Annotated in this window: 19 protein-coding genes and 1 pseudogene; 10 read left to right on the top strand and 10 right to left on the bottom strand. The window is 71.2% G+C overall.

Annotated features, from left to right (window positions below; genetic code table 11):
* Nucleotides 1-24: 24 nt before the first annotated feature.
* On the bottom strand, nucleotides 25-3,648 hold the full coding sequence (locus ABB07_RS37445) for a hydantoinase B/oxoprolinase family protein (protein ID WP_208902883.1): 3,624 nt from the start codon (nucleotides 3,646-3,648) through the stop codon (nucleotides 25-27).
* A gap of 210 nt (nucleotides 3,649-3,858) precedes the next feature.
* Nucleotides 3,859-4,086 carry a hypothetical protein gene (locus ABB07_RS41230; RefSeq protein WP_244189658.1) on the bottom strand — a complete coding sequence of 76 codons (228 nt, stop codon included), beginning with the start codon at nucleotides 4,084-4,086 and terminating at the stop codon, nucleotides 3,859-3,861.
* Between ABB07_RS41230 and pstS the strand changes: the two genes are divergently transcribed.
* Complete coding sequence (gene pstS, locus ABB07_RS37450) at nucleotides 4,070-4,996, top strand: phosphate ABC transporter substrate-binding protein PstS (RefSeq protein ID WP_244189659.1); 927 nt, start codon at nucleotides 4,070-4,072, stop codon at nucleotides 4,994-4,996. The two genes, ABB07_RS41230 and pstS, sit on opposite strands and share 17 nt — an antisense overlap.
* A 19-nt stretch (nucleotides 4,997-5,015) precedes the next feature.
* On the opposite strand, the gene ABB07_RS37455 is transcribed toward pstS, so the two are convergent.
* On the bottom strand, nucleotides 5,016-5,729 hold the full coding sequence (locus ABB07_RS37455) for an Rv1733c family protein (protein ID WP_425264835.1): 714 nt from the start codon (nucleotides 5,727-5,729) through the stop codon (nucleotides 5,016-5,018).
* Nucleotide 5,730: 1 nt separating this feature from the next.
* A complete protein-coding gene (locus ABB07_RS37460; RefSeq protein WP_208902886.1) occupies nucleotides 5,731-6,633 on the bottom strand; it encodes an NAD-dependent protein deacetylase in 903 nt (300 codons plus the stop codon).
* 315 nt (nucleotides 6,634-6,948) lie between these two features.
* Between ABB07_RS37460 and ABB07_RS37465 the strand changes: the two genes are divergently transcribed.
* Together ABB07_RS37465 and ABB07_RS37470 are read left to right on the top strand one after the other, a co-directional pair.
* On the top strand, nucleotides 6,949-8,028 hold the full coding sequence (locus tag ABB07_RS37465; RefSeq protein WP_208902887.1) for a hypothetical protein: 1,080 nt from the start codon (nucleotides 6,949-6,951) through the stop codon (nucleotides 8,026-8,028).
* Between the two features lie 225 nt (nucleotides 8,029-8,253).
* Entirely contained in the window at nucleotides 8,254-9,519 is a 1,266-nt protein-coding gene (locus ABB07_RS37470) for a PP2C family protein-serine/threonine phosphatase (protein WP_208902888.1), read from the top strand.
* A gap of 80 nt (nucleotides 9,520-9,599) precedes the next feature.
* Here the strand turns inward: ABB07_RS37470 and ABB07_RS37475 are convergent, their stop codons facing one another.
* Nucleotides 9,600-10,484, bottom strand: coding sequence for an aldo/keto reductase (locus ABB07_RS37475; protein ID WP_208902889.1), 885 nt, complete (start codon nucleotides 10,482-10,484; stop codon nucleotides 9,600-9,602).
* Between the two features lie 44 nt (nucleotides 10,485-10,528).
* A complete protein-coding gene (locus ABB07_RS37480; RefSeq protein ID WP_208902890.1) occupies nucleotides 10,529-11,470 on the bottom strand; it encodes an NAD-dependent epimerase/dehydratase family protein in 942 nt (313 codons plus the stop codon).
* A gap of 70 nt (nucleotides 11,471-11,540) precedes the next feature.
* Here ABB07_RS37480 and ABB07_RS37485 point away from each other — a divergent pair, with 70 nt between their 5' ends.
* The 4 genes and pseudogenes from ABB07_RS37485 (at nucleotide 11,541) to ABB07_RS37500 (ending at nucleotide 17,314) form a co-directional block, all read left to right on the top strand.
* The gene (locus ABB07_RS37485) at nucleotides 11,541-12,449 is read left to right on the top strand and encodes a LysR family transcriptional regulator (RefSeq protein WP_208902891.1); all 909 of its coding nucleotides are present in this window, start codon (nucleotides 11,541-11,543) and stop codon (nucleotides 12,447-12,449) included.
* Nucleotides 12,450-12,474: 25 nt separating this feature from the next.
* Nucleotides 12,475-13,029: pseudogene (locus tag ABB07_RS42115) on the top strand (ATP-binding protein); the annotation flags it as partial.
* Nucleotides 13,030-13,454: 425 nt separating this feature from the next.
* Nucleotides 13,455-16,820, top strand: coding sequence for a GH92 family glycosyl hydrolase (locus ABB07_RS37495; RefSeq protein WP_244189660.1), 3,366 nt, complete (start codon nucleotides 13,455-13,457; stop codon nucleotides 16,818-16,820).
* A gap of 140 nt (nucleotides 16,821-16,960) precedes the next feature.
* A complete protein-coding gene (locus ABB07_RS37500; protein ID WP_208902893.1) occupies nucleotides 16,961-17,314 on the top strand; it encodes a hypothetical protein in 354 nt (117 codons plus the stop codon).
* 60 nt (nucleotides 17,315-17,374) lie between these two features.
* Here the strand turns inward: ABB07_RS37500 and ABB07_RS37505 are convergent, their stop codons facing one another.
* The gene (locus tag ABB07_RS37505) at nucleotides 17,375-17,929 is read right to left on the bottom strand and encodes a GNAT family N-acetyltransferase (protein WP_208902894.1); all 555 of its coding nucleotides are present in this window, start codon (nucleotides 17,927-17,929) and stop codon (nucleotides 17,375-17,377) included.
* Between the two features lie 212 nt (nucleotides 17,930-18,141).
* Here ABB07_RS37505 and ABB07_RS37510 point away from each other — a divergent pair, with 212 nt between their 5' ends.
* The 3 genes from ABB07_RS37510 to ABB07_RS37520 all read left to right on the top strand — a co-directional run bounded on the left by ABB07_RS37510 (nucleotide 18,142) and on the right by ABB07_RS37520 (nucleotide 20,743).
* Nucleotides 18,142-19,482 (top strand): MFS transporter, encoded by a 1,341-nt coding sequence (locus ABB07_RS37510; RefSeq protein ID WP_244189823.1) that lies wholly within the window; start codon nucleotides 18,142-18,144, stop codon nucleotides 19,480-19,482.
* 39 nt (nucleotides 19,483-19,521) lie between these two features.
* Complete coding sequence (locus ABB07_RS37515; RefSeq protein ID WP_208902896.1) at nucleotides 19,522-20,295, top strand: class I SAM-dependent methyltransferase; 774 nt, start codon at nucleotides 19,522-19,524, stop codon at nucleotides 20,293-20,295.
* A 91-nt stretch (nucleotides 20,296-20,386) separates the two neighbouring features.
* Nucleotides 20,387-20,743, top strand: a complete 357-nt coding sequence (locus ABB07_RS37520; RefSeq protein WP_208902897.1) for a hypothetical protein — start codon at nucleotides 20,387-20,389, stop codon at nucleotides 20,741-20,743.
* A 247-nt stretch (nucleotides 20,744-20,990) separates the two neighbouring features.
* On the opposite strand, the gene ABB07_RS37525 is transcribed toward ABB07_RS37520, so the two are convergent.
* The 3 genes from ABB07_RS37525 to ABB07_RS37535 form a co-directional block, all read right to left on the bottom strand.
* On the bottom strand, nucleotides 20,991-21,731 hold the full coding sequence (locus tag ABB07_RS37525; RefSeq protein ID WP_208902898.1) for a VOC family protein: 741 nt from the start codon (nucleotides 21,729-21,731) through the stop codon (nucleotides 20,991-20,993).
* A 188-nt stretch (nucleotides 21,732-21,919) separates the two neighbouring features.
* Nucleotides 21,920-22,747 (bottom strand): maleylpyruvate isomerase family mycothiol-dependent enzyme, encoded by an 828-nt coding sequence (locus ABB07_RS37530; RefSeq protein ID WP_208902899.1) that lies wholly within the window; start codon nucleotides 22,745-22,747, stop codon nucleotides 21,920-21,922.
* A gap of 262 nt (nucleotides 22,748-23,009) precedes the next feature.
* Nucleotides 23,010-24,086 carry an endonuclease/exonuclease/phosphatase family protein gene (locus ABB07_RS37535; RefSeq protein ID WP_208902900.1) on the bottom strand — a complete coding sequence of 359 codons (1,077 nt, stop codon included), beginning with the start codon at nucleotides 24,084-24,086 and terminating at the stop codon, nucleotides 23,010-23,012.
* Between the last annotated feature and the right edge of the window lie 48 nt (nucleotides 24,087-24,134).

A 24,134-nucleotide genomic window follows, 5' to 3' on the forward strand; every position in this document is an offset into this window, starting at 1 on the left:
GGGCCCGGCGGAGCACCACGGGTGTCAGTGAGCGGGCGGGGCGGCGTCGGCGGCTCCGTATCCGCCTCCGCCGGGGGTGCGGATGACCAGGGCGTCGCCGTCCGTCACGTTCGCGGTGTCGCAGCCCCGCAGCCGCTCGATGCGGCCGTCGGCGCGTTCGATCAGGTTCTCGCCGAGGGCGCCGGGTGCGCCGCCGGCCATGCCGTAGGGCGGGACGCGGCGGTGACCGGAGACGACCGCGACCGTCATCGGCTCCGCGAACCGGATCCGGCGCTCCACTCCGCACCCACCCCGCCAGCGGCCGTCGCCGCCGCTGCCCTCACGGATGCGGAACTCCTCCACCCGCACCGGGTAGCGCCACTCCAGGATCTCGGGGTCCGTCAGGCGGGAGTTGGTCATGTGGGTCTGCACGGCGTCCGCGCCGTCGAAGCCCTCACCCGCGCCGGCGCCGGAGGCGACGGTCTCGTAGTACTGGAAGCGGTCGTTGCCGAAGGAGATGTTGTTCATCGTGCCGGAGCCCTCGGCCTGGGCGCCCAGGACGGCGTACAGGGCGCCGGTGACGGCCTGGGAGGTCTCGACGTTCCCGGCGACGGTGGCCGCCGGGTAGGCGGGGGACAGCATGGAGCCCGCGGGGATGCGCACGTCGAGGGGCTTCAGGCAGCCGCTGTTGAGCGGGATGTCATCGGCGACGAGGGTACGGAAGACGTACAGCACGGCTGCCATGACGACGGACGTGGGTGCGTTCAGGTTGCCGGGCTGCTGAGGGGAGGTACCGGTGAAGTCCAGTACGGCGCCGCGTGCTTCGCGGTCGATGTGCAGGGCGACCTGGATGACGGCGCCGTTGTCGGTCTCGTAGCGGTGCTCGCCGTCGTCGAGGGTGGCGATGATGCGGCGTACGCATTCCTCGGCGTTGTCCTGGACGTGGCGCATGTAGGCGTGGACGACGTCGAGCCCGAACTGGTCGATGACGCGGCGCAGTTCGTGGATGCCCTTCTCGTTGGCGGCGATCTGCGCGCGCAGGTCGGCGAGGTTGGTGTCCGGGTCCCGTGAGGGATGGCGGGCGCTGGTGAGCAGATGGCGGGTCTCGTCCTCGCGGAAGTGTCCGTCGCGCATCAGCAGCCAGTTGTCGAAGAGCACGCCCTCCTCGTCGATGGTCGTGCTGAACGCGGGCATGGATCCGGGGCTGATGCCGCCGATCTCGGCGTGGTGGCCGCGCGAGGCGACCAGGAAGAGGAGCCGCTCACCCGCCTCGTCGAACACCGGGGTGACGACGGTGATGTCGGGCAGGTGGGTGCCGCCGTGGTACGGGTCGTTGATGGCGTAGACGTCGCCGGGCCGGATCGAGCCCTGGTTGCGGCGCAGGACCTCCTTGATGGACTCGCCCATGGAGCCCAGGTGTACGGGGATGTGGGGGGCGTTGGCGATGAGGTTGCCGTCGGGGTCGAACAGCGCGCAGGAGAAGTCGAGGCGTTCCTTGATGTTGACCGAGTGCGCGGTGCTTTCGAGCCGTACCCCCATCTGTTCGGCGATGGACATGAACAGGTTGTTGAAGACTTCCAGCAACACCGGGTCGACGGTGGTGCCGACCGCCGTACGGGACGGGCGGGGACGGGAGCGGGTGAGGACGAGGTCGCCGTGCTCGTCGGCCGCGGCCCGCCAGCCGGGGTCGACGACCGTGGTCGCGTCCGCCTCGGCGATGATCGCCGGGCCCTCGACGCTGTCACCGAGGCGCAGGTCCTGGCGCCGGTACAGCCGCGTGGGCTGCCAGCGGCCCTCGGCGAACGTCCGTACCGTGTCGGCCGGTCGCAGTGCGCCGGTGCGCGGCGGCTGGGCGGTCGCCGGGGCGGTGGTGCGCGGGCCGGAGGAACCGGTGGCCTCGACGGCGATGGCCTCGACGACCAGCGGCTTGTCCATGGTGAAGCCGTAGCGGTCACGGTGGTCGTGCGCGAAGTGGGCCCGCATCCGGTCGGCGGGGCCCAGTGGCACGGGCAGCGAGAAGTCGGTGCCCTCGTAGCGCAGCAGGGCGCGGGCGGCCGTACGGACAGTGTGGTCCGGCACGCCGTCCTCGCGCAGCTGGGCGCGTGCCCGCTCCTCCAGCTCCGACCGGACGGCCTCGACCCGGGCCGCCGTCTCCGGCCGGTCGAGAGCGGCCTCGACGAAGCGCTCCCGCAGCGCTACGGCGTCCGCCACCCCGATGCCGTACGCCGACAGCACCCCGGCGAGCGGCGGGACCAGGACGGTGCCGATGCCGAGCCGGTCGGCGACCGCGCAGGCGTGCTGGCCACCCGCGCCGCCGAAGGCGACCAGCGCGTAGCGGGTGATGTCGCGGCCGCGCTGGACCGAGATCCTCTTCACCGCGTTCGCCATGTTCAGCACGGCGATGTCGAGGAATCCCGCCGCGACCTCCTCCGGGCTGCGGCGCCGCCCGGTCGCGGCGGCGGTCTGCTCGGCGAGCTCGGCGAAGCGGGCACGGACCGCCGCCGCATCCAGCGGCTGGGCGCCGTCCTTGCCGAACACCCGTGGAAAGTAGGCGGGTTGGATGCGGCCGAGCATGACGTTGGCGTCGGTGACGGTCAGCGGCCCGCCGCGCCGGTAGCAGGCCGGGCCGGGGTCGGCGCCGGCCGAGTCCGGGCCCACCCGGTAGCGCATCCCGTCGAAGTGCAGGATCGAGCCACCGCCCGCGGCGACGGTGTGGATGTCGGTCATGGGCGCCCGCATCCGCACTCCGGCCACCTGGGTGCCCAGGACGCGTTCGATCTCGCCCGCGTAGTGGGACACGTCGGTCGAGGTGCCGCCCATGTCGAAGCCGATCGCCCGGACATGACCCGCGCCGGTCGCGGCGCGCGCCATGCCCACGACACCGCCCGCCGGGCCGGACAGCACGGCGTCCTTGCCCCGGAAGCGGCCCGCCTCGCGCAGGCCGCCGCCGGACTGCATGAACATCAGTCGCACACCGTTCAGCTCGGAGGCCACCTGGTCCACATAGCGGCGCAGGATGGGGGAGAGGTAGGCGTCGACCACGGTGGTGTCGCCCCGCGGTACCAGCTTGATCAGCGGACTGACCTCGTGTGAGCAGCTGACCTGCGAGAAGCCGATGACCCGGGCCGCCTCGGCGACGGCGGCCTCGTGCGCCGCATGGCGGTAGCCGTGCAGGAAGACCACCGCGGCGCTGCGGAACCCGTCCGCGTACGCCGCCGTCAGTGCCTCGCGTACGGCGTCCAGGTTGAGGGGCCGGACGAGTTCGCCGTGTGCGCCCACCCGTTCGTCCACCTCGACCACCCGGTCGTAGAGGGCCTCCGGAAGCAGGATGCGCCGGTCGAAGATGCGAGGGCGGTTCTGGTAGGCGATGCGCAGGGCGTCCCTGAAGCCCCGGGTGACGACCAGGACGGTCGGCTCGCCGGTGTGTGTCAGCAGCGCGTTGGTGGCGACGGTGGTGCCCATCTTCACCACCTCGATCCGGTCGCCGGGAATCGGCTCGTCCGCCTCCAGGCCCAGCATCAGACGGATCCCGGCGACCGCCGCGTCCCGGTACGCCTCCGGCTGTTCCGACAGCAGCTTGCGGCTGATCACCTCGGAATCGGGGGTCACGGCCACGACATCGGTGAACGTGCCACCACGGTCGATCCAGAACTGCCAGCGACCAGTCATGCACTCATTGTGCGCCTTCACCCGGTGACCGTCCGGACTGCCGCCGTCGGCTTGTACGGCGGGAGGCGACGGCCGGGTCGTTACGGATAGTGTATGACTGCATGCATATAGTGAGGGCGGCCGGGATGTACTCCGCCCGCGGTCGTCCGACTTATGCCTCTGCTGCGCCGCCCCGGCGGTCTGTGGGAAGGAGCACCGGAGAGTGAAGCTTCAGCGGAAGCGCGGGTCGTTCGCCGCGGCGGCCAGTTCGGCGCTCGTCTCCGGCGTCCTGCTCCTGACGGCCTGCGGATCGAGCGGCAGTTCCCGGCCCTCCGCGAGTCCGTCGCCGGCTGACTCACCCGCCGCCACCGCTGCCATCGGTGTCAAGTGCGGCAAGGCGTCCACCGTGTCGGGCTCCGGCTCGACCGCGCAGGAGTTCGCGATGCGGTTCTGGATCAAGAACTACACGCGGGTCTGCGCCGGCACCCGGATCGGCTACGACGGCAACGGCTCCGGCGCCGGCCAGAAGGACTTCCTCAGCGGCAGAACCGCCTTCGCCGGTTCGGACTCCGCCCTGAGCACCGCCCAGATCACCCAGTCCAGGAGCGTCTGCTCCCACCGTGGTCACGCCGTCCACCTGCCCGTGCTCGGCGCGCCGATCGCCATCGCCTACAACCTGCCAGGGGCCGGCAAGCTGGTCCTGGACGCCCCCACCCTCGCCAGGATCTTCGACTCGCGGATCACGAAGTGGAACGATCCGGCGATCGCGAAGCTCAACCCCGGCACCAAGCTGCCGTCGACGCCGGTCCAGGCCTTGCACCGCGTGGATTCCTCCGGCACGACGGACAACTTCACCTCCTACCTGAGCGCCGCCGCCCCCGGCGCCTGGCCGTACGGGCACGCCAAGGACTGGGCGGCCAAGGGCGGCCTGTCCGCCAAGGGCTCCTCGGGCCTCGCCGAACAGGTGAAGAAGACCGTGGGTGCCATCGGCTATGTCGAGCTGACGCATGCGATCAGCCGCACCATTCCGATGGTGTCGATCGCCACCGGCGCCGCCACTCCGGTCGCCCCCAGTGTCCTCGCGGCGTCCAAGGCCATCGCCGACGCCAAGATCACCGGCACCGGTGCCGACCTCGTGTTGGCACTCGACTACACGACCAAGGCCCCGGGCGCCTACCCCATCGTCATGGTCACGTACGAGATCGTCTGCGACAAGGGCAACAAGCCGGCCACCTGGCCCGCCACCAAGGCGTTCCTGACGTACATCGCCGACGGACAGGGCCAACAGGATCTGACCTTCCAGGGCTACGCGACGCTGCCTGCCGCCATCGTGAACCAGGTACGCGGCAAGATCAGCACCCTGTCCTGACACCAAGGCCCCTGATCGATCAAGCGGTCCTGCCACCCCGCCGGGTGTCGGCGCGTTCCCAGTCCAGCGCCCACTGCCTCATACGGCTTCGGTCCAGCAGGGCACGTGCGGCTCGCGCGGAAGCCCACACCACGCATCCGGTGGCGATGACGGCCCCCACGCCGACCAAGGCCGACCTCATCACCGCGTCGGACTCTGCGGGGGGCTGGGAGACCAGGTCGCCTCGCGCACTCGTCCACACCGGCACCCGCGTGCCCGCACGGGTATGCGCGGCCACCGTCGTCCGGCCGGTGCGCGCGCGGCCGTCGGGCGTCGTCCACCGGACCGTCGCACTGGCCGTGCTCACGTCCGCGTGCCCGGGCACCGCGGCCCTGGCGTTGTCCAGGAGAACCGCCACGACCTGCCGGCGACCGGAACGCTCCTCCTCGAAATCCCGGTCCGCCACCATCGCCGCCAACACCCCCGCGACCGCGCCACCCAGCACCCCCACGACCCATGCGACGAGCAAAAGCCACGCCTCGACGAGATCGCTGGTCCGCCGAAGCGGGCTGCGCCTGAACCGCCACAGACTCGTATGGACCGGTCCCTGCCGCCCCGCTCTCTTCCTCGCCACGAGTCCCCACCCCCTCACGAGCACCGGCGCGTGTTCGCCGGTGTTCTCCGGAACGGTAGGGAAAGCACCGGTGATCGAGAAGCCCCTGGGGGAGAACGGTGAGGAACAGCGCCTCACCACGTCACCCGGGCGCCGCCTCGCCCTCAACGGTGATGCCCAGCCGGTCGGCCACGCTCGTGAGCGCCGGCCCCAGAGGGAGCGCGACCCGGGTGACGGCGTGCCGGTCGCCGCGGGTCGGGTCCCGGTTGACGATCAGCACCGGCTTCCCGGCCTGGGCCGCCTGGCGGACGAACCGGAGACCGGACATCACCGTCAACGAGGAGCCCAGGACGAGCAGCGAGGCCGCCTCACGGACCAGCCGGCGACAGTGCTCCACCCGTCGCGGCGGAACGGCTTCGCCGAAGAACACCACGTCCGGTTTGAGAATGCCGCCGCAGATCGTGCAGGACACCACCTGGAAGTCCCCGACCTGTTCGTCGGTGAGGTCGGCGTCACCGTCCGGATTGATGCCGGCGGCCACCGGGGCGAAGCCCGGATTGGCCTCCGCCAGCCGCCGGGCGAGTGCGCGGCGCGGGCTGAAGGCACCGCAGGTGAGGCAGACGACCCGGTCGAGGCTTCCGTGGAGCTCCACGACACCGTCGCTGCCGGCAGCTTGATGCAGGCCGTCGACGTTCTGGGTGATCACACCCGACAGCAGGCCGTGCCGCCCGAACGCGGCCACGGCCCGGTGCCCGGCATTGGGGCCGGCGCGGTGGAAGGTGCGCCAGCCGAGGTGACTGCGCGCCCAGTACCGGCGCCGGGCCTGCGCGCTCGCGGTGAAGTCCTGGTAGGTCATCGGGGTGTGCCGGCTCAGGCTCCCGCCCACGCCCCGGTAGTCGGGAATGCCCGAATCCGTGGAGATGCCCGCCCCGCTGAGTACCAGCACACCGCCGGTGCTCAGCGCATCGGCGACCGGCTCCAGATCCGTGGTGCCCGGCGGCAGGTCCTCGGTAGGGGTCCAGCTCAGAGTGGGGCGCATACGCATGCCGCCAGGGTACGGAACGGGCTGCCCTCAGCAGCTCCCACCGATCAGCCGGATGGCGCGCCGTGCCGGCCACGGTGACGCCGGCGAAGGAACCGCCCGGGGCTTCCTCACCCCCGGGGCTTCCTCACCCCCGGGTATCCGCAGGCCGGTTGAGTACGCGACGCCTTCCTCGGCCGCCTGGCCAACCGTCGGGCTGGTCTTTCCCTCTTCCTCTTCGAGTGAGAGGGGGACGGCATGAGGGCGAGCTGGCAGCGGATGGTGGCCGTCGGTGTATGTGGCGGGGTGCTGAGTTGTGGGGGCCTGACGGAGTCGGCGGTGGCCGGTGGAGACCCTCCGACGATCAGCCAGGCGTTCGCGGGCCCACGCCCCGGTGAGGCCATCGGGATCGCTCTGCTCAACTACGAACGGAAGCCGGGTGTGCGCCTGGTGGCCGAGTCCCCGGTCTTCGCGGCCCCGGTCCGGTTGGACAACCCTGCGGCGGACACCGGCGGGGAGGGCGTGAAGGCGCCGATTCCGATGTCGGCCAAGCCCGGCTCGTATCCGCTCGTCGTCAAGGCCGGAAGCAAGGTCGTCGCCCGTGACACGATCGACGTCAAGCCGCCGAGGCGTCCGTCCATCGAAGTGGAAGGCGGCGAGGGACGCCCGGGCACCAGGGTGAACCTGTTCTTCGACGACCTGTTCCCCGGAGAGACCGGCACGTCCTTCACGGCCCGTTCCACGGCGTTCGCTTCCCCCGTCCGCCTCGCGTACGACAAGGACTCCTGGAACAACACCCGTACGTTCAAGGCCCTTGATGTGCCGGTGCGGCCGAGCCTGCGCGACGGGTCGTACCCGGTGTGGGTCACCGACGCGGACGGGAGGCAGAAGGCCCGGACCCGGCTGGACGTCCGCTCGGCCCGCCCGGGCGACGACGACTATCTGGGCCAGGCCAGGGGCCCGGCGTTCTTCGTGAACGAGGGGTATGTGTTCAGCGCCCGGGACAAGGGCTTCAGGACCGCGGCGGGACGGACGGTGTATGTCAAGTGGCAGGACGCGCATCCGGACCCCGGGGAGGAGGAGCACATGACCGCGACCTCCCCCGCGTTCCGTTCTCCGGCCAAGCTGGAGTTCGACGTAATCAAGGGCCATGAGCTCGATGACCCGATCTTCTGGGGCCCGGCGCGGATCAAGCCCGGCCTGGCCCCCGGCACGTATCCCGTCACCGTCGTCAGCCACCGCGGACGCGTGAAGAAGACCAGCTACCTCACCGTCACCCAGGACCCCAGTCGCCGTGACAGTCCGAAGGGGCTGCCTACCGCCGTGTGGCTGGGTGCGGGCATCGGAGGCATCGCTCTGGGCGCCGTGGCAGCAGTGCTGGTGGTCAGCCGGCGCAGGAGGTCGGCGACCCTCTCCTGACCGGCGAACGGGACCGCCACCGAAGCCGTCGAACACCACGGCCTCGCGCGCGACGGGAACACTCCGGGACTGCTCATCCGCCGGGCACCAGGGCCGGGTTCACGCCTTGCGCATGGGGCACGGCGCCCGGTCCGGCAGGTGGTCGCCCGAGTCACCGGCACGAGACCGCCGTCGAGCGCTCCTGCGGGGCGACACCACCCTCGGCGCGACCGCACCCGCGCGATCATGCCTGACGTGAGAGCGGCCGGGATCGGTGTGAAACTGGGCTCGGAAGGGGTGATCCCCGTGCCGGACCCACCGCACGCGTCCGCCGGTGTCGACACCGCCGTCGACGAGATTCGGCTGGCGGAGCTGATCGTCGAGGCGCAGACGGCTCTGCCCGTCGAACTGCCCGGCCTGGCGAACCGGTGCGCCGCGGCCCTCGGCCTGGAAACGGCGCTGATCTACCTCGTCGACCTGCAGCAATGGCTGCTCATCCCTCTGGACGAGGCCATGGAGCCGCTGCCGGTGGAGGGCTCGCAGGCCGGCTGGGCATACCGCACGGTCTGCCCGCAGGTGGCCGAGGCGGACGACGGCTCGACCGTCTGGGTGCCTCTGATCGACGGCGCGGAGCGGCTGGGCGTGCTGGCGGTGCGGACCGGCTCGCTCGACGAGGTGCGGATGCGCCGCGGCCGGATGCTGGCCGATCTGTTCGCCATGCTGATCACCTCCAAGCGGGCCTACAGCGACTGGCTCGCCGCCCGCACCCGCACCGATGTCATGGGCCTGCCCGCCGAGATGCTGCGGGCCTTCCTGCCACCCCACACCGTCGGAAGCAGAAGGTGCGTCTCGACCGCGGTCCTGGAGCCGGCGTACGACATCGCCGGCGACGCCTTCGACCACTCGGTGGTCAAGAACGTGCTGCACACCATGATCCTCGACTCCATGGGGCACGATCTGGCCGCGGGTCTGACCACGTCGGTCGCGATGGCGGCCGCGCGCAACGCCCGCCGCAGCGGTGGCAGCCTCGCTGACGTCGTCGGCGCCGTCGACCAGGCGCTCGCCCAGTGGCTGCCCGACCATTTCTGCACGGGTGTGCTGTGCCGGCTCGACGCGGAGTCCGGAGTGCTGCGCTGGGTCAATTGCGGTCATCCGCCGCCGCTGCTGATCCGCGCGGAGCGGGTGATCGAGGGGGCGCTGGACAGCCCCCCGCAGCCGCCGATCGGCCTGGCCGTCCACCTCACCCCGGGAGCCCGGCAGGTCCACGAGACCACACTGGAACCGGGGGACTGCGTCCTCCTCTACACCGACGGTGTCGTGGAGGCGCGCGACGCGGACGGTGCGGAGTTCGGCCTCGACCGGTTCACCGACTTCATCATCCGCTCCAACGCCGCCGGACAGCGGCCGGCCGAGGTGCTGCGGCTGCTCATCCACGCCATCCTCGACTACCAGCGCAACCAACTGCGCGACGACGTGACCATCCTGCTGTTCGAATGGCGCCCGCAGCACTGACGCCGTATCACGCAGGCCGCACTGCGCGGCGGCCTCCGACGTGCCCACGCCGTTGTGCGGGCGGCGACGGCGTCGGCGTCTCAGTTCGGCAGTGCGGCATCCAGTTCCGCCAGTTCCGCCGGTTCCAGCTCGATCTCCGTGGCCCTGGCGGAGTCCTGGATCGAGGCCGGACGGCTGGCGCCCGGTACCGGGATGACCGTGGGGGAGCGGGCCAGCAGCCAGGCCAGGGCGATCTGCTGCGAGCTGACGCCCCGTTCGGCGGCGACGCGGTGAAAGGCGGTGCCCGTGGAGGCCGGGCCGGACGGGCCGTCCAGGGAACTGCGGGAGATGCCGCCCAACGGGCTCCAGGGCAGGAAGGCCAGGCCGAGCCGGGTGCACAGCTCCAGTTCGGGCTCGGTGTCGCGAACGGCGGGGGAGTACTGGTTCTGCACGGAGACCAGCGCGTCACCGAGGATGGCGCGGGCCTCAAGGATCTGGCCGGTGGTCACATTGGAGATTCCGGCGGCCCGGATGGTGCCGGTGTCGACCAGTTCGCGCAGCGCGCCGACCGATTCCGCCCAGGGCGCGTCCGGGTCGGGCTTGTGCAGCTGGTAGAGGCCTATGGTGTCCACACCCAGGCGCTTGAGGGAGGCCTCGGCGGCCTGCTTGAGGTGGGCGGGGGTGCCGGTGACGGTCCAGCGGCCGTCGCCGGGGCGGCCTCGGCCCCCCTTCGTGGCGACGAGGACGTGGGAGGTGTCGCCGCCGTAGCGGGCCAGGGCGCGGGCGATGAGGAGTTCGTTGTGCCCGCGCTCGTCGGCGTGCCAGTGGTAGCTGTCGGCGGTGTCGATGAGGGTGACGCCGGCGTCGAGGGCGGCGTGGACGGTTGCGACGGCTCGTTCCTCGTCCGGGCGGTGCTCGATGGACAGGGGCATGGCCCCCAGGCCGATCGCGCCGACCATGGTGTTCCCCAGGGGGCGGTACTTCATGTGCGTCGGTTCTCCGGTGTGTTCGTGGTGTGTGTTCGTGGTGGTCAGCGTGCCGGGGTGGCGGATACGGCGAGGGCTTCGGCCACGGCGCCGGGCAGCCAGTCGGCGGTGCGGGAGAAGGTGAAGCCCAGATCCTTCGCGCGGGCGTTGCTCATGGCGTAGTGGCGGTCGAAGGAGAACGGGGAAGCCGCCTCGCCCGGGGCGGCGACCCGGTACACCGGCTCTCGGCCGGTCCGGCCGGCGATCACGGCACTCAGGTCGCGTACGTCGAGCAGGCCGTCCGAGCAGGCGTTGAGCGGGCCGGTGAAGTCGGTGTCCGTGGCCGCCCAGTGCAGCAGGTCGGCCAGCTCCGCATAGTGGATGAAGACGGTGGGCAGCACCGAGGGATGCACGGCGAGCGGCCTGCCCTGGCTGATGCGCTCGACGTAGTGCGCCAGCCGGCCGGTGAACTCCTGAGCGCCGCCACCGAGTACGTGGGCGCTGCGTACGGCGGCGAACGCGAACCCGCCGCGCTGGGTGAAGGCGGCCTCCGCCTGCCGCTTGCCCTCGGCGTAGTGCGCTTCCAAGTAGGCGTCGTGGTGCCAGGGCAGATCCGTGCTCACCCGCCACGTGGCGGGGTCCACGGTCTCCTCCGGCACCGGTGTGCCGAGCGGGACCGAGGGCAGCGCGGCGGTCGACGGGTCGTAGACCTCGATGGTGGACGTCATGAGGTACCGGCGGGTGCGGCCCTGGAAGGCACGGGCGGTGATCGCGGCCTGCACCGGCGTGTAGCAGACCTGGTCGACGACGACATCGAAGGTCCGGGAGGCGAGGGCGGCGCTGAGCGAGGCCTCGTCGTCCCGGTCGACGACGAGGTGCTCCACACCGTCGGGCGGCACGGTCGAGCCGCGGTTGATCACAGTGACCTGGTGTCCGGCTGCCCGAAGGCGCTGGACCAGGAGCTTTCCGAAGTACCGGTTTCCGCCGATGACGCAGATGCTTTGCATGCACTCATCCTCGACGCCTAAAGTCACCAGCAGAAGTGCCGACTTGATGGATGCGTATAAAGGAAAACTGTTGATCGATGTGCAGCGGCTCCGCGTCCTGCGGACTGTGGCGGAGCACGGCAGTTTCAACCGGGCGGCGGCCGCCCTGCGCCTCACCCCCTCCGCCGTCTCCCAGCACGTCGCGGCCCTGGAACGCAGCCTCGGTGCACGGGTCGTGGAACGCAGTACCCGAGGGGTGACCCTCACTCAGGCGGGCCGGATCATGGTGGGCGCCGCAGAGTCGGTCGCCGCGGAGCTCGCGCACGCCCGACGGCAGGTCGAACGGCTGGGTACCGGCCGCACCCAGTTCACCCTCGCCACGTTCACCAGCGGCGGCCGGCTCCTGCTGCCCGGCGCCCTCGCCCGCATGACGGCCGCCCATCCCGACCTCGTGGCCCACGTCCGGGAGGCCGAGCCCGAGGACAGCCTGCCCCTGGTCCGGCAAGGTGCCGTGGATGTCGCGCTCGCCTACCGGTTCGACGGGCCGCTGCCCGTCCGGCCGGGCCGGAGCTCCGACGTGGAGTGGACCGCGCTGCTGGAGGACCCCCTGCACGCCGTCCTTCCCGAGGCGCACCCCCTGGCCGACCGCGCAGCACTCGACATCGCCGAGCTGGCGGAAGAGCCCTGGGTGCTCGGCTGCCTCAAGACCGAGGCATACCTGCGCCGTTATGCCGAGCACGCCGGTTTCGCCCCGGAGGTACGCGGCACCACGACCGACTACTTCTTCGCCCGCTCGCTCGTCGCAGCGGGCGTGGGCGTCTCACTGATCCCCTCGATCGCGCTGGCCCCGGAGCTGCCGGGCCTGCGGTCCGTTCCCCTCAATCCGCCGGCCCCCACCCGGCACATCGGCGTTGCCGTGCTGCGCCGCCGCGACCACCCCGCGGTCATGACGCTGATCCAGGCCCTTCAGGAGCAGGCGGCAGCGGCCGTCGGGGGATGACCTCACCACTGCCCGGACGACACGTGGACGGCGGTTCGGCGCCTGGTTCGACGTCATCGCGCCGGCGGGGGCGCGGACGGCGCTGATCGTCGGCGATGTCGCCGGACGGGGGATTGCCGCTGCGACCATGATGGGACAACTGCCGACCGTCATCCACTCCCTTGCCGGGCTGGACCTCCAGCCGGATGACCTGATGGCCCGGGCAGCGGTGCGCCGGCAGTTGCGGGCGTGGTCCGTCGAAGAGGAAACCGCCTTCACCGCCGAACTCGTCGCCGGCGAGCTCGTCGCCAACGCGGTCCGCTACGGAGGCCCGCCCTTTCAGCTGCGCTTGATCCGCGACCGCTCCCTGACCCGCGAAGTCAGCGACACCTCCTCCAGCACTCCCCACCGTCAAGCACGCCCGCAGCTGGGGCACAACATGACCGAAGCGGCGCTCCGCGGGACGAGGAACGCACCCTGCGCCATTGCCGGTCACTTTTGCAATGCAAGGGCGTTGCCTGCGAGGAAGTCACCTCGCCGCTCGTCCGTTTCAGTGCTGGTGCACGCCCAGAGTGGGACTGCGGAAGCCGCCTTGTGTTGAACAGTGCCCAATTGCGGAGGGAATTAGTGCAGTTGAGGGCATGACCTCGGTCGAGCACCGGATGCATTGCTGCCCCGATGGCGGCGCACGGGCGGGAAGTCCAGCCTCGGATCCGCCGGGAGCCGGGACCGCTTGGGACCGTGGCGGTGGGCTACCGACCGCACCGATGGTGAACTTCGCACTCAGAAAGCCACGTTGACCTCGTTGACACGCCGTAAGCCCACGCGTTTCACTCGACACTCGTGCATGGCAACGTTGTCAGACCGTCCGACACGGTCCGGCACCGTTGCCGTCCCCTGACGTTCCCCGTCCCTCGGCACGTCAGCACCTGTGCGAAGCACGAACCGCTGCGGAGGCAACCGATGGTCCGACCCCGACGTTCAGCCGCGCCACGTAACCGAAAAAGACTCCGTCAACGCCTGGCCGTGATCTGCGTCCTGGGAATCGCCGCGCTCCCGCTCCCGGCGACCGGGGACGCCTATGCCGCGAGCGCCGCGACACCGGCGCTGGTGAAAGACCCCGCGTCCCTCGTGAACCCGCTCATCGGCACTTCGGGAGAGGTGGACACCTTCCCCGGCCCCGACATGCCGGCCGGCATGGTGCAGTGGGGACCCGACACGACCCCCGACCGCCCCTCCGGCGGCGGCTACGAGTACAACGACGACAAGATCTCCGGCTTCAGCCTCACCCACGTCTCGGGACCCGGCTGCGGCGTCGCGGGCGACCTGCCCGTCCTGCCGGTGACCGGCACGCTGTCGGGCAACCTCGGCAACGCGTCCGTGGGTTTCAGCCACGACAACGAGCAGACCGGCATCGGGTACTACAAGGTCACCGACGCGGGCGGGGTCACGACCCGGCTCACCGACACCACCCGCGCCGGTCTGGGCACCTTCACCTTCCCCGCCGGCAAGCAGGCGAACCTGCTGTTCAAGCTCAGCGGCGGAGCCACCCAGGTGGACGGCACCCGCGTCCAGGTGGTGAACAAGAACGAGATCAGCGGCTCGATCGACAGCGGTCACTTCTGCGGCGCGAACAACCGCTACACGCTGCACTTCGACATCAAGTTCGACCAGCCGTTCACCAGCAGCGGCACCTGGGTCGGCAGCACCATCAACCCCGGCGAGACGTCGCTGAAGGCGGGCAGGGCCCGGCAGAACCCGCAGGCACACCCGTCGAAGCCGCTGAAGGAAAAGCACTTCACCGTTCCGGCTGCCCCGTCCCCGACCGTGCACGGGAGCGGCGGCACGTCCTCCGGCACGTCGTCACCGAGCCCGAACGCCGGCGCGGCGCCCCGGACATCGGGTGCGGGCAAGAGCGCCGCGAGCACGTCCGCCGAGCCGCCCACGACGGGCGCGAACGGCATGTACCTGACGTTCGACACCTCCGCCGACCCGACGGTGCGGGCGAAGGTCGGCATCTCCTACACCAGTGACGCAGGCGCTGCGGACAACCTCGCCAGCGAGATCAGGAACTGGGACTTCGACGCCGTCGAGCAGGCGAACCACACCGCCTGGAACGCCGTGCTGAACAAGATCCGGATCGGCGGCGGCTCGGCGGACCAGCAGGTGCAGTTCTACACCGCGCTGTACCACGCCCTGCTGCACCCGAACGTCTTCTCTGACGCCAACGGCCAGTACATGGGCATGGACAACCAGATCCACAAGCTGGCCAGGGGGCAGCAGGCCCAGTACGCCAACTACTCGGGCTGGGACACCTACCGCTCCCAGACCCAGCTGATGGCGATGGTCGAGCCCAAGGTCACCAGCGACGTGGTCACCTCGATGCTCAACGGCTACGACCAGACGGGTCTGCTGCCCAAGTGGGCCTCGAACAACGGCGAGAGCTACGTCATGGTCGGTGACCCGGCCGCCGGCATCATCACCGACGCGTACGCCTTCGGCGCCCGGAGCTTCGACACGGACAAGGCGCTCGCCGCCCTGCAGCACGAGGCCACCGTCCCGAACAACGACCGCCCCGGCGAGTCGGTGCGGGACGCCAAGGGCTACCTCCCGCTGGACGAGAACGACTACGGCTGCTGCAACTTCTACGGCCCGGTCTCCACCCAGCTGGAGTACGACTCCGCCGACTACGCCCTCGCCGCGTTCGCCAAGTCGCTGGGCAGGACGGACGTCTACACGAAGTTCGCCACCCGGGCCCAGGACTGGATGAACGTCTTCAACCCGCAGACCGGCTACATGCAGGCGAAGGACAAGGACGGCCAGTTCGCGGGCGGCTTCACCCCGGGCACCTCCAACGGGTTCGTGGAGGGCACCTCGGCCCAGTACACGCCGATGGTCCCGTTCAACCTGCGGCAGCTCATCCAGGCGCGCGGCGGTGCCAAGGCGTACTCGTCCTACCTGGACGGCCTGCTCGACAACATCACCGACCCCGGCAACACCAACGCCAACCTGAGCAACGAGCCCAGCGTGGAGATCCCCTGGGAGTACGACTACACGGGCGAACCGTGGAAGACCCAGGAAGCCGTCCGCGAGGCCCAGCAGAAGCTGTACTTCAACGCTCCGGTCGGCTCGTTCGGCAACGACGACCTCGGCGCGATGAGCTCCTGGTACGTCTGGTCGGAGCTGGGCCTGTACCCCGAGACCCCGGGCACGGACACCCTGGCGCTCGGCAGCCCGGCGTTCCCGGTGGCCGAGGTGACCCTCGCGGGCGGCAAGACGGTGCGGATCGACGCGCCGCAGGCGGCACCCGACGCCCCGTACGTGCAGTCCCTCGCCGTGAAGGGCAAGGAGTGGAACACCTCCTGGCTGACGTACCAGCAGTTCAAGGGCGCCGGTACGGTCGACTTCACCCTCGGCACCCAGCCGGACAGGTCCTGGGCCTCGGACCCGTCGGCCGTGCCGCCGTCGGACACCACGGGCGGCGACCGGGTCCTGGCCGCGACCGGCCCCTCCAGCGACGGCCTGGTGCTCCAGCCGGGCGCGTCCGGTGACGCCACGCTCGACCTCACCAACCTCGGCAGCAAGGACGTCACCGTCGACTGGAAGGCGACGGCGCCCTCCGGCGTCACGCTCGACAGCTCCTCCGGCTCGCTGAAGGTGCCCGCCTCGGGCACCGCCGAGGCGAAGGTCCACGTGACGGCGGGGGCGAACGAAGGAACGTTCCCGGTCACCTTCGCGCTGACCGACCACAGCACCGGGTCGGCGCTGAGCGGCGCGGCCCTCCGCGTGGCCGTGGCCAAGGCCGGCGAGCTGTGGCCGTACGCGACCAACGAAGGCATCTACCCCGACGGCGCGACCTTCTCGGGCGGCTTCGACGACGGCGGCTGGGCGTTCTCGCAGAACGCGCTGTCCGCGGCCGGCGTCACGAGCGGCTCCACCGTCACGGTCGACGGCATCTCCTACACCTGGCCGACGGTGAAGTCCGGTCAGCTGGACAACCTGGAGATGGCCGGCCAGACCATCCCGATGCCGGCCGGCACCTCGGGCGCGTCGCTGGGCCTGCTGGGCACGGCGGCCAACGCACCGACCGACGGCAGCGGGGTCTCGGGCACGGTGACCGTCACCTACACCGACGGCACCACCTCCAAGGCGACGGTCGGCTTCTCCGACTGGACGCTCAACGCCGGGTCGAGCAAGCCGCTTCCGGGTGACACCACGGCCGTCACGACGGGATACCGCAACACCGGCAGCGGGGGCCGGGACGGGGTGAAGACCTACGTCTTCGCCACGAAGGTCCCCCTCGACGCGTCCAAGCAGGTGGCCTCGATCACCCTGCCGGTGACGGGCTCGACCGGCACCGACCACCTGTTCGCCTACGGCATCGGCCAGTGAGCCACGGCGGACCCTGACGGCGGTGGGCCGGTTCCCGGAAAGCGAGCCCCGGGACCGGCCCGTCCGGCGCTTCCCCGGTGGCGGAGGAAGGCTGGGCTGCTCGGTGGCGGTGCCACGTCCGGGGTGACAGGATCTGAGAGGTGTCCGTCATCAGCAAGTTGCAGATCAAGCCCGGTCAGAGTGTCGTGGTGCTGGGCAGGCCCGACGACGTCCAGCTGGACGTGGAGACCACGGTGCAGGCGGCCTCGGCCGACGCGGTGCTCGTCTTCGTGACCACTTCTGGTGATCTTCCCGGAGCGGATGCGCAGGCGGCGATCGCCGCCGCGCGGCGCGATGCCCTGGCCTGGGTGGCCTACCCGAAGGGCGGGAAGCTCGGAACGGACCTGAACCGCGACACCTTGGCCGCCGCGCTGGGCGAGCAGGGCGTGCGTCCCGTGCGGCAGGTCGCCATCGACGACACCTGGTCGGCACTGCGGTTCCGGCCGGCCGGCTGAACGGCGGCAGCACGGCAGCGGACGGTTCTCCCTGTCTGCGCCACGGCCCGGCCTTGACCGTCAGGCGGCAGCCGAGGCCTTCGAGCCCGGCTTCCAGTCCTGGGCGAGGAGCCCGAGCAGCACCTCGTCCAGGAACTCGCCCAACACCCAGGCCGAGGAGCGCAGCACGCCCTCGCGGACGAAGCCGTTGCGCTCGGCGGAGCGCAGCATCGCCGCGTTGTCCGACAGCGTCTCGATCTGCAGCCGCTGCAGCCCGCGCACGACGAAGCCGTAGTGGCACAGCACCGCCACCACGTCGGTGCCGTAACCCTTGCCGCGGTAAGCCGGCCGCAGTCCCAGCCCGATGTGCGCGGACCGGTTGTGGTTGTCGATGCCCCACAGCGTCGCGGTGCCGACCAGCGTGCCGCCGTCCAGCTCCACCACGGAGAACGGGACGTGCCCCGGCTCCTGGTCGTCCACCACGAGCCGCGGATCCTTCGAACCAGGTGTGAGCGGCCGCCACGGCCGGCTTTCGGCCCGTGAGGAGTTGACCACGTCGTCGTAGAGCTCGGCCTTCAGGATCGGTATGTCCTCCTCGTGCCGGGCCCTGAGCCCGACTCTGTTGCCCCTCAGCATGCGAGCTTCCTATCCGACCGGGACGGCCTCCGGCAAACCCATTGATGCCGAGCCGCCAGTCCCGGGCTACGAGGCACATGTCCCTTACTGTGGCGTCCTTCGTGTACGTCCGTGCGCGGGATGGGGTTGAGACCGTGGTGTTCGCGGAGCCGGGCGACGGCGATGGGCCCGTGTCCTCTCACAAGGCGGCTCCCCGGCCCGAACGGCGTTCCCTGGCACCGCTCCTCGCGGTGTGCGCCGGGTACTTCATGGTCATCCTGGACGTGACGGTCATCAACGTCGCCGTGCCCGTGATCGGCCGGGACCTGGCGACCTCGCTCACCGGCATCCAGTGGATCACCGACGGCTACACGCTGGTCTTCGCGGGCTTCCTGCTGACCGGCGGCGCGCTGGGCGACCGGCTCGGCAACCGACGGGTCTTCTGCTGGGGCGTGGCCGTGTTCACCGTGGCCTCGGCCGGGTGCGCCCTGGCACCCGACGCCCCCTTCCTGGTCGGTGCCCGCTTGCTGGAAGGGTTCGGCGCGGCACTGATCGTGCCCGGGTCCCTGGCCCTGCTCCAGCAGGCCTATCCGGGGCCGGCGGAACGCTCACGGGCCTTCGGGCTGTGGGGTTCGATGGCGGGCATCGCGGCGTCGGCCGGGCCGCTGCTGGGCGGCCTGCTCGTGACCACGGTGGGGTGGCGCTGGGTCTTTCTCATCAACCTTCCCGTCGGAGCGGCCTGCCTGCTGCTGAGCCTGCGGCACGTGGCGCGCTCACCCCGGCATGCCGCCCGGCCCCTGGACCGGCCGGCGCAGCTCGCGATCGTGGCGGCGGTGGCGCTGCTGACCGGGGCGCTCAACGAGGCCGGACGGCGGGGCTGGACGGATCCGGCGGTCCTCGCCGGGGTGGGCCTGGCCGCGGCGGCCGCCGCGGCCTTCGTGGTACGTGAGCGGCTGGCCCGCAGCCCCGTTCTGCCGCTTCCCCTGCTGCGCTCCCGGGCGATGGGCGGGGGAGCCCTCATCGGGCTGCTGTTCAACTTCGGCTTCTACGGCATGGTGTTCACCGCGAGCCTGGAGTTCCAGCACCAGCGGGGCTTCAGCGCCCTCGGCACGGGGCTGGCGCTGTTCCCGGCGGTGGCCATGACCATGTTCGCCTCCGTCGTCTCCGGGCGGTTGTCCCGCCGTACCGGCGACCGCCCCCTGGTCATCGCCGGCATGCTCCTCGCCGCCCTGGGGCTCGCGGGCTGGGCCGCGGCGGGTGCCGATCCCGCCTACCCGTTGCTGGTGGCCCCGATGATGGCCGCGGGATTCGGCACGTCCTTCGCCCTCACCGGGTCCACCGCGACGGTGATGGGCGCCGCGCCGCCGTCGTACTCGGGTGCCGCCTCCGCCCTGTTCAACACGGCCCGCCAGATCGGCAGCGCCACCGGAGTGGCGCTCGGGGGCAGTCTGCTCGTCACGGCCGCCCACTACGCCGCCGGGCTGCGCACCAGCATGGCCGTCGGCGCTCTCGCCTATCTGACGGCAGCGGTCCTCGCCTGGTTCTGCGTGCCGGCCAGGCCCCGAGAGAGCTGAATCCCGTCCGGCGGATCATGCGACTACTAGGCTGCGACGATGGAACGCGCCACCGAAGTGCCCGAAAGTTTCGCCGAGTCCGCGGATGCGGCCCGGGTGAACGACTACGACAGCTTCGCCGAGGCGTACTCGGCGGAGAGCGAGCACAGCCTCGTGAACGCGTACTACGCGCGGCCCGCGATGCTGGCCCTCGCCGGAGACGTGGCCGGCCGCCGGATCCTGGACGCCGGCTGCGGCTCAGGCCCCCTGTCCGCCGCACTGCGCGACCGCGGCGCCGTCGTCACCGGCATCGACGCAAGCGCCGGGATGCTGGCGCTGGCCAGGCGGCGGCTCGGCGCCGACGCGGCCCTGCACCTGGTCGACCTGAAGGACCGCCTGCCGTTCGCCGACGGTACGTTCGACGACGTGGTCGCGTCGCTGGTCCTGCACTACCTGCGGGACTGGGGGCCGACGCTGGCCGAGATACGGCGCGTGCTCAGACCCGGCGGCCGGCTGATCGCCTCGGTGGACCACCCCGTCGTGGCCTACACGATCCGGGACCCTCGGCCCGACTACTTCGCGACGACCAGCTATGCCTTCGACTGGACGTTCAACGGGCAGACCGTCCCGATGAGGTTCTGGCGCAGGCCGTTGCACGCGATGACCGATGCCTTCACGACCGCCGGCTTCCGGCTTTCCGTGATCAGCGAGCCGCAGCCCGACCCGGCCGCCCGTGACCTGTTCCCCGACGGCTTCCATGAGCTGTCGACCACACCCAACTTCCTGTTCTTCGTCGTCGAGGCACCGCCGTCGGCCACCGGCTCGGACGGCTAGTCGGGCTATCGCTCGCCCACGGCGCCACACGCTCCGGGTACCCGGTGTCTGGGTACTCGGTGCGCCGAGGCTCTCGCGGAGGAGGTACGCCATGCACTCGACCAGGATGACTACGGCCGCCGGTCTGCTGGGAGCCGCCGCCTTCTGCCTCGCGGGGTCCGCCCAGGCGTTCGCCCACACCGGCGTGCACCTGGACACCACCTCGTACTGCGGCACGGACCGGGCCACCGGGCTCGCGGTGTCGGCCACCAAGGACGTGCCCTGTGCCACCGCGCTCCGGGTGGCTGCCGCCTACACCAAGGTCTGGCACGGCACGGAAGGCGCACCCATAGAGGTGCGCGCGGCCGGGGCCACATGGAAGTGCCAGGAACACCAGGGCGACCCCGACCCGTACCGGCAGTGCGCCACCACGCAGGACGGCAAGCGACTGGTCACCCTGTCGTCCTGAGCGCCATCCCTACGCGCGCGCACGCCGAAAGCTCCTCACCTGTCCGCCCCGCCGGAACCGCGCCGCTCGGGCCCTCGCGTACTCCTTGGCGTGCGTCACCCGGTTGGCCGTCTTACGGTGGGAGTGCATCCCGTAGCGCGTGACCCACGAGAACGTCGAGGGCCAGAGGGCCGCCCAGTTCGGCGCCCCGGGCTACGGCGTATGAGCACACAGAGCTCACCCGTCGCGGTGTCGTCAAAGCTCCGTGTCAGGACGGGGCGAGGACGCAGAACTCGTGGCCCTCCGGGTCGGTCAGGCACGTCCAAGGGACGTCGCCCTGGCCGAGGTCGAGGTCGGTGGCCCCGAGGGCCCGCAGCCGGGTCACCTCCGCTGCTTTGTCGTCCCCGGGGTTCGGCAGCAGGTCGAGGTGGACGCGGTCCGGCACGGTCTTCCCGTCGGGCGTGCGGAGGAACTCGAGATACGGGCCGACTCCCTTGGCGGAGCGAAACACCGCGTGTTCGTCGGTCACCTCGTGCAGGGCCCAGTCCATGGCCTCACCCCAGAACCGCGCCATGGCCCGCGGATCCGCGCAGTCGACCACCACCCGGGCGATCGGGCCGGTGTCCGCGTAGATCTCCCGAGGCTCCAGCACGCAGAACTCGTTGCCCTCCGGGTCGGCGAGGACGGTCCACGGCACTTGGCCCTGGCCCACGTGGGCGGGCGTCGCACCGAGAGCCTTCAGGCGTGCGACCAACTCCGCTTGATGGGCCGCAGAGGTGGTGGCCAGATCCAGGTGCACACGGTTCTTTGTCGTTGTCTTGGGCTCCGCGACCGGGACGATGTCGACGCAGACGGCGACCGGGTCCGGCCAGACGAGTCCGCCGGCGGGTCCGACGTAGGTGGTCATGCCAGGGCTGTAAGCACTCCAGCCGAGCGCCTCCGCCCAGAACCGGCCGACCGCCGAGCCATCAAGAGCCTTTATGTTCAACTGAACGGGTCGCAGTGCCATGCCGCCGATCTTATGGGCACGGTCATGGGGGATGACTGATCCGGCCGGGCGGCTGGTTCCGGACGAGTTGTGGGCGTTGTTCCCGCGAGACCTTGCTCTCCCAGGATCGAGACCTTGCCTTCCCGCATCCCAGGGTGGGGCGTGAGCGGGCCGCGGGCTGTCTCAGGACGTCGCCCGGCGGCTCCGGCTCAGGGCGCGGTGAACAGGGGCGGGAAGCGGGCGGCCAGCCATGGTCGGGGGCCCCAGGCGAGGACCTTGCCCTGGGCGATGGCCCGCCAGGGATTCAGCCGGCCCAGCGCGATGAGCAGGAAGGCGACGGGATCGAGCAGGATGGTGCAGTCCGCGCGCTGCGGTGGTGCCCCCGGTGTCACCTGCACGGTTCCGTCGGCCAGGGACACGTCGAAGGTCTCGCCCCCGCGCAGGCGGATCCGGTAGCGGGCGGTGAGCCCGGCCGTGGCTGCGGGGTTCGCGACGCGCGGCATGACCGAGAGCATGAACGGCATGCACAAGGCCACCCGTGCCCGGTCGACCATGTGCGCACGCCGCAGGGCGCGAGCCAGGTCGTAGCCATGGCCGAGCATGTGCGTGAGCAGGTACGACGCGAGAACGGACCGGTTCATCGCGCCCAGGGGAGTGGCCAGGGCCGGGCCGTCGGCCGGGAGGCGTGAGACAGCGTCCAGGAACGCCTCGGCCTGCTCCACGATCATCGTCGCCAGAGGCTCCGCCCGGCGCTCCGGGAAGACGGCGAGCGACTCCGCGTTGGCCCCGGCGAGGCTTTGGGGCGTTCCGTCGCCGTAGGGGCGCTCCCGCCCGGCTGCGAGGTCGGCCATCAATTCGTTGGCCATGGCCAGGTGGGCGGCGGCCTCGCCGACGGTCCACTCCGACCCCGGCACGGCCGGCGTCGTGTCGCTCGCGCTCCGCAACACCGCGGCGATCTCCTCGGCGGTGTCCCGTATCGCCTGTCCCAGCCCCTCGGGCAGGGCCCAGGACCCGTCCTGCCGTACCGTCGTGTGCACGCGCCTGCTCCACTCCCACCCGGCCGACACGCCCAACGTGCCTGCGGCGCTGGTACCCAACCAGACTCGGAGGCGCGCGACAAGCCCCGCGGGCCCTGCAGGTGCGGCCGTACCTGCAGCGCGTCACCGGCGCCCTGGTTGGCGCTGGTCCGGACGTCTCGTATGCCCTCGCCCGAGAGGCGGCAGTCACGGGATCAGGGACAGCGGGACAGTGTCTACCGCATCCCGGGTCCCGGGAGGGATCGGAGCCTGTACGCGGTGTTCACCAGCTGATACGGGCCGCCACCGGCAGGTGGTCACTGCCGGTGGCCGGCAGCACCCACGAGCTCCTCGGCTCCACGCCTCGGACCAGGATCTGGTCGATCCGCACCATCGGGAACCTCGCCGGCCAGCTGAAGCCGAAGCCGTCTCCGGCCGCGTCCTGGGCCGAGCGCATGCGCGAGGTGATGTCGGCGAACGCGCGGTCGTCCGTGGTGCCGTTCAGGTCGCCGAGCAGCACCACCCGCTCGTTCCGCTCGGCGGCGATGGCCTCGCCGAGCGCCTGCGCGCCTCTGTCCCTGCCGACCGTCCCGAAGCCCGCCCTGGGAAACACCCGTACGGACCCCAGGTGGGCCACATACACCGCCAACGGACCCTGGTCCGTGGCGACCGTGGTGCGCAGCGCCCGGGCGTAGGACAGCTTGACGTCGGCCGGCTTGGTCTCCGCCAGCGGCCCGTAGTCCGTCTTGACGTCGACCGGCTGGGTGTCCGACAGCGGCAGCCTGCTCCACAGCCCGACCGTGCCCAGCACCGTGTGATACCGGTACGCCTTCGCCAGCGCCTTCTCGTACGTGCCCCGTGCCTGCGGGGTCAGCTCCTCCAGTGCCAGCAGATCCGCCCCGGAGGCGGCCAGGTCGCGGGCGGTGCCGGCCGGGTCGGGGTTGCCGGCGTCGACGTTGTGGCTGACCACGGTGAGGTCGCCGCCCGAACGGGCCTTGTCGCCGAGCAACCCGCCGAAGAGGTTCACCCACACCACGGCCGGCAGCAGCAGCGCGACCACCGCGGAGGCGGAGCGGCGCCACAGCGCCCCGACCAGCAGCACCGGGATGAACAGGCCGAACCACGGCAGGAAGGTCTCCACCAGGCTGCCGAGGCCCCCGGTGTTCGTGATCTCCGCGTGCAGCGGCATGAGCAGGCCCAGCAGCACCGCCAGTGCCGCGAGGACCCGGCCGCGCTTCCACCGCCCCGGCGGGAAGCCGGTGCGGATCGCCCGGCGGATGCCCGCGGGCCAGGCCCTGGCGCCGGTGGCCCGGCGACCGGCGCCGTCCTGTCCGGTCTCCACCGAGTCCACCTGCGCCATCGTCCGTCCTCGCGCACTGCCGGTCACTGTTGCGTCCTCGGGGCCTGG

The organism is Streptomyces incarnatus, from assembly GCF_001027185.1.
Taxonomy (GTDB): domain Bacteria; phylum Actinomycetota; class Actinomycetes; order Streptomycetales; family Streptomycetaceae; genus Streptomyces; species Streptomyces puniciscabiei.

What these genes read in the sequence shown, in the direction of transcription:
- ABB07_RS37445 (WP_208902883.1), bottom strand. Translation starts at nt 3,648, where the DNA reads ATGACTGGTCGCTGGCAGTTCTGGATCGACCGTGGTGGCACGTTCACC.
- pstS (WP_244189659.1), top strand. Translation starts at nt 4,070, where the DNA reads ATGCGGTTCTGGATCAAGAACTACACGCGGGTCTGCGCCGGCACCCGG.
- ABB07_RS37460 (WP_208902886.1), bottom strand. Translation starts at nt 6,633, where the DNA reads ATGCGTATGCGCCCCACTCTGAGCTGGACCCCTACCGAGGACCTGCCG.
- ABB07_RS37470 (WP_208902888.1), top strand. Translation starts at nt 8,254, where the DNA reads ATGCCTGACGTGAGAGCGGCCGGGATCGGTGTGAAACTGGGCTCGGAA.
- ABB07_RS37475 (WP_208902889.1), bottom strand. Translation starts at nt 10,484, where the DNA reads ATGAAGTACCGCCCCCTGGGGAACACCATGGTCGGCGCGATCGGCCTG.
- ABB07_RS37480 (WP_208902890.1), bottom strand. Translation starts at nt 11,470, where the DNA reads ATGCAAAGCATCTGCGTCATCGGCGGAAACCGGTACTTCGGAAAGCTC.
- ABB07_RS37505 (WP_208902894.1), bottom strand. Translation starts at nt 17,929, where the DNA reads ATGCTGAGGGGCAACAGAGTCGGGCTCAGGGCCCGGCACGAGGAGGAC.
- ABB07_RS37515 (WP_208902896.1), top strand. Translation starts at nt 19,522, where the DNA reads ATGGAACGCGCCACCGAAGTGCCCGAAAGTTTCGCCGAGTCCGCGGAT.
- ABB07_RS37520 (WP_208902897.1), top strand. Translation starts at nt 20,387, where the DNA reads ATGCACTCGACCAGGATGACTACGGCCGCCGGTCTGCTGGGAGCCGCC.
- ABB07_RS37525 (WP_208902898.1), bottom strand. Translation starts at nt 21,731, where the DNA reads ATGGCACTGCGACCCGTTCAGTTGAACATAAAGGCTCTTGATGGCTCG.
- ABB07_RS37535 (WP_208902900.1), bottom strand. Translation starts at nt 24,086, where the DNA reads ATGGCGCAGGTGGACTCGGTGGAGACCGGACAGGACGGCGCCGGTCGC.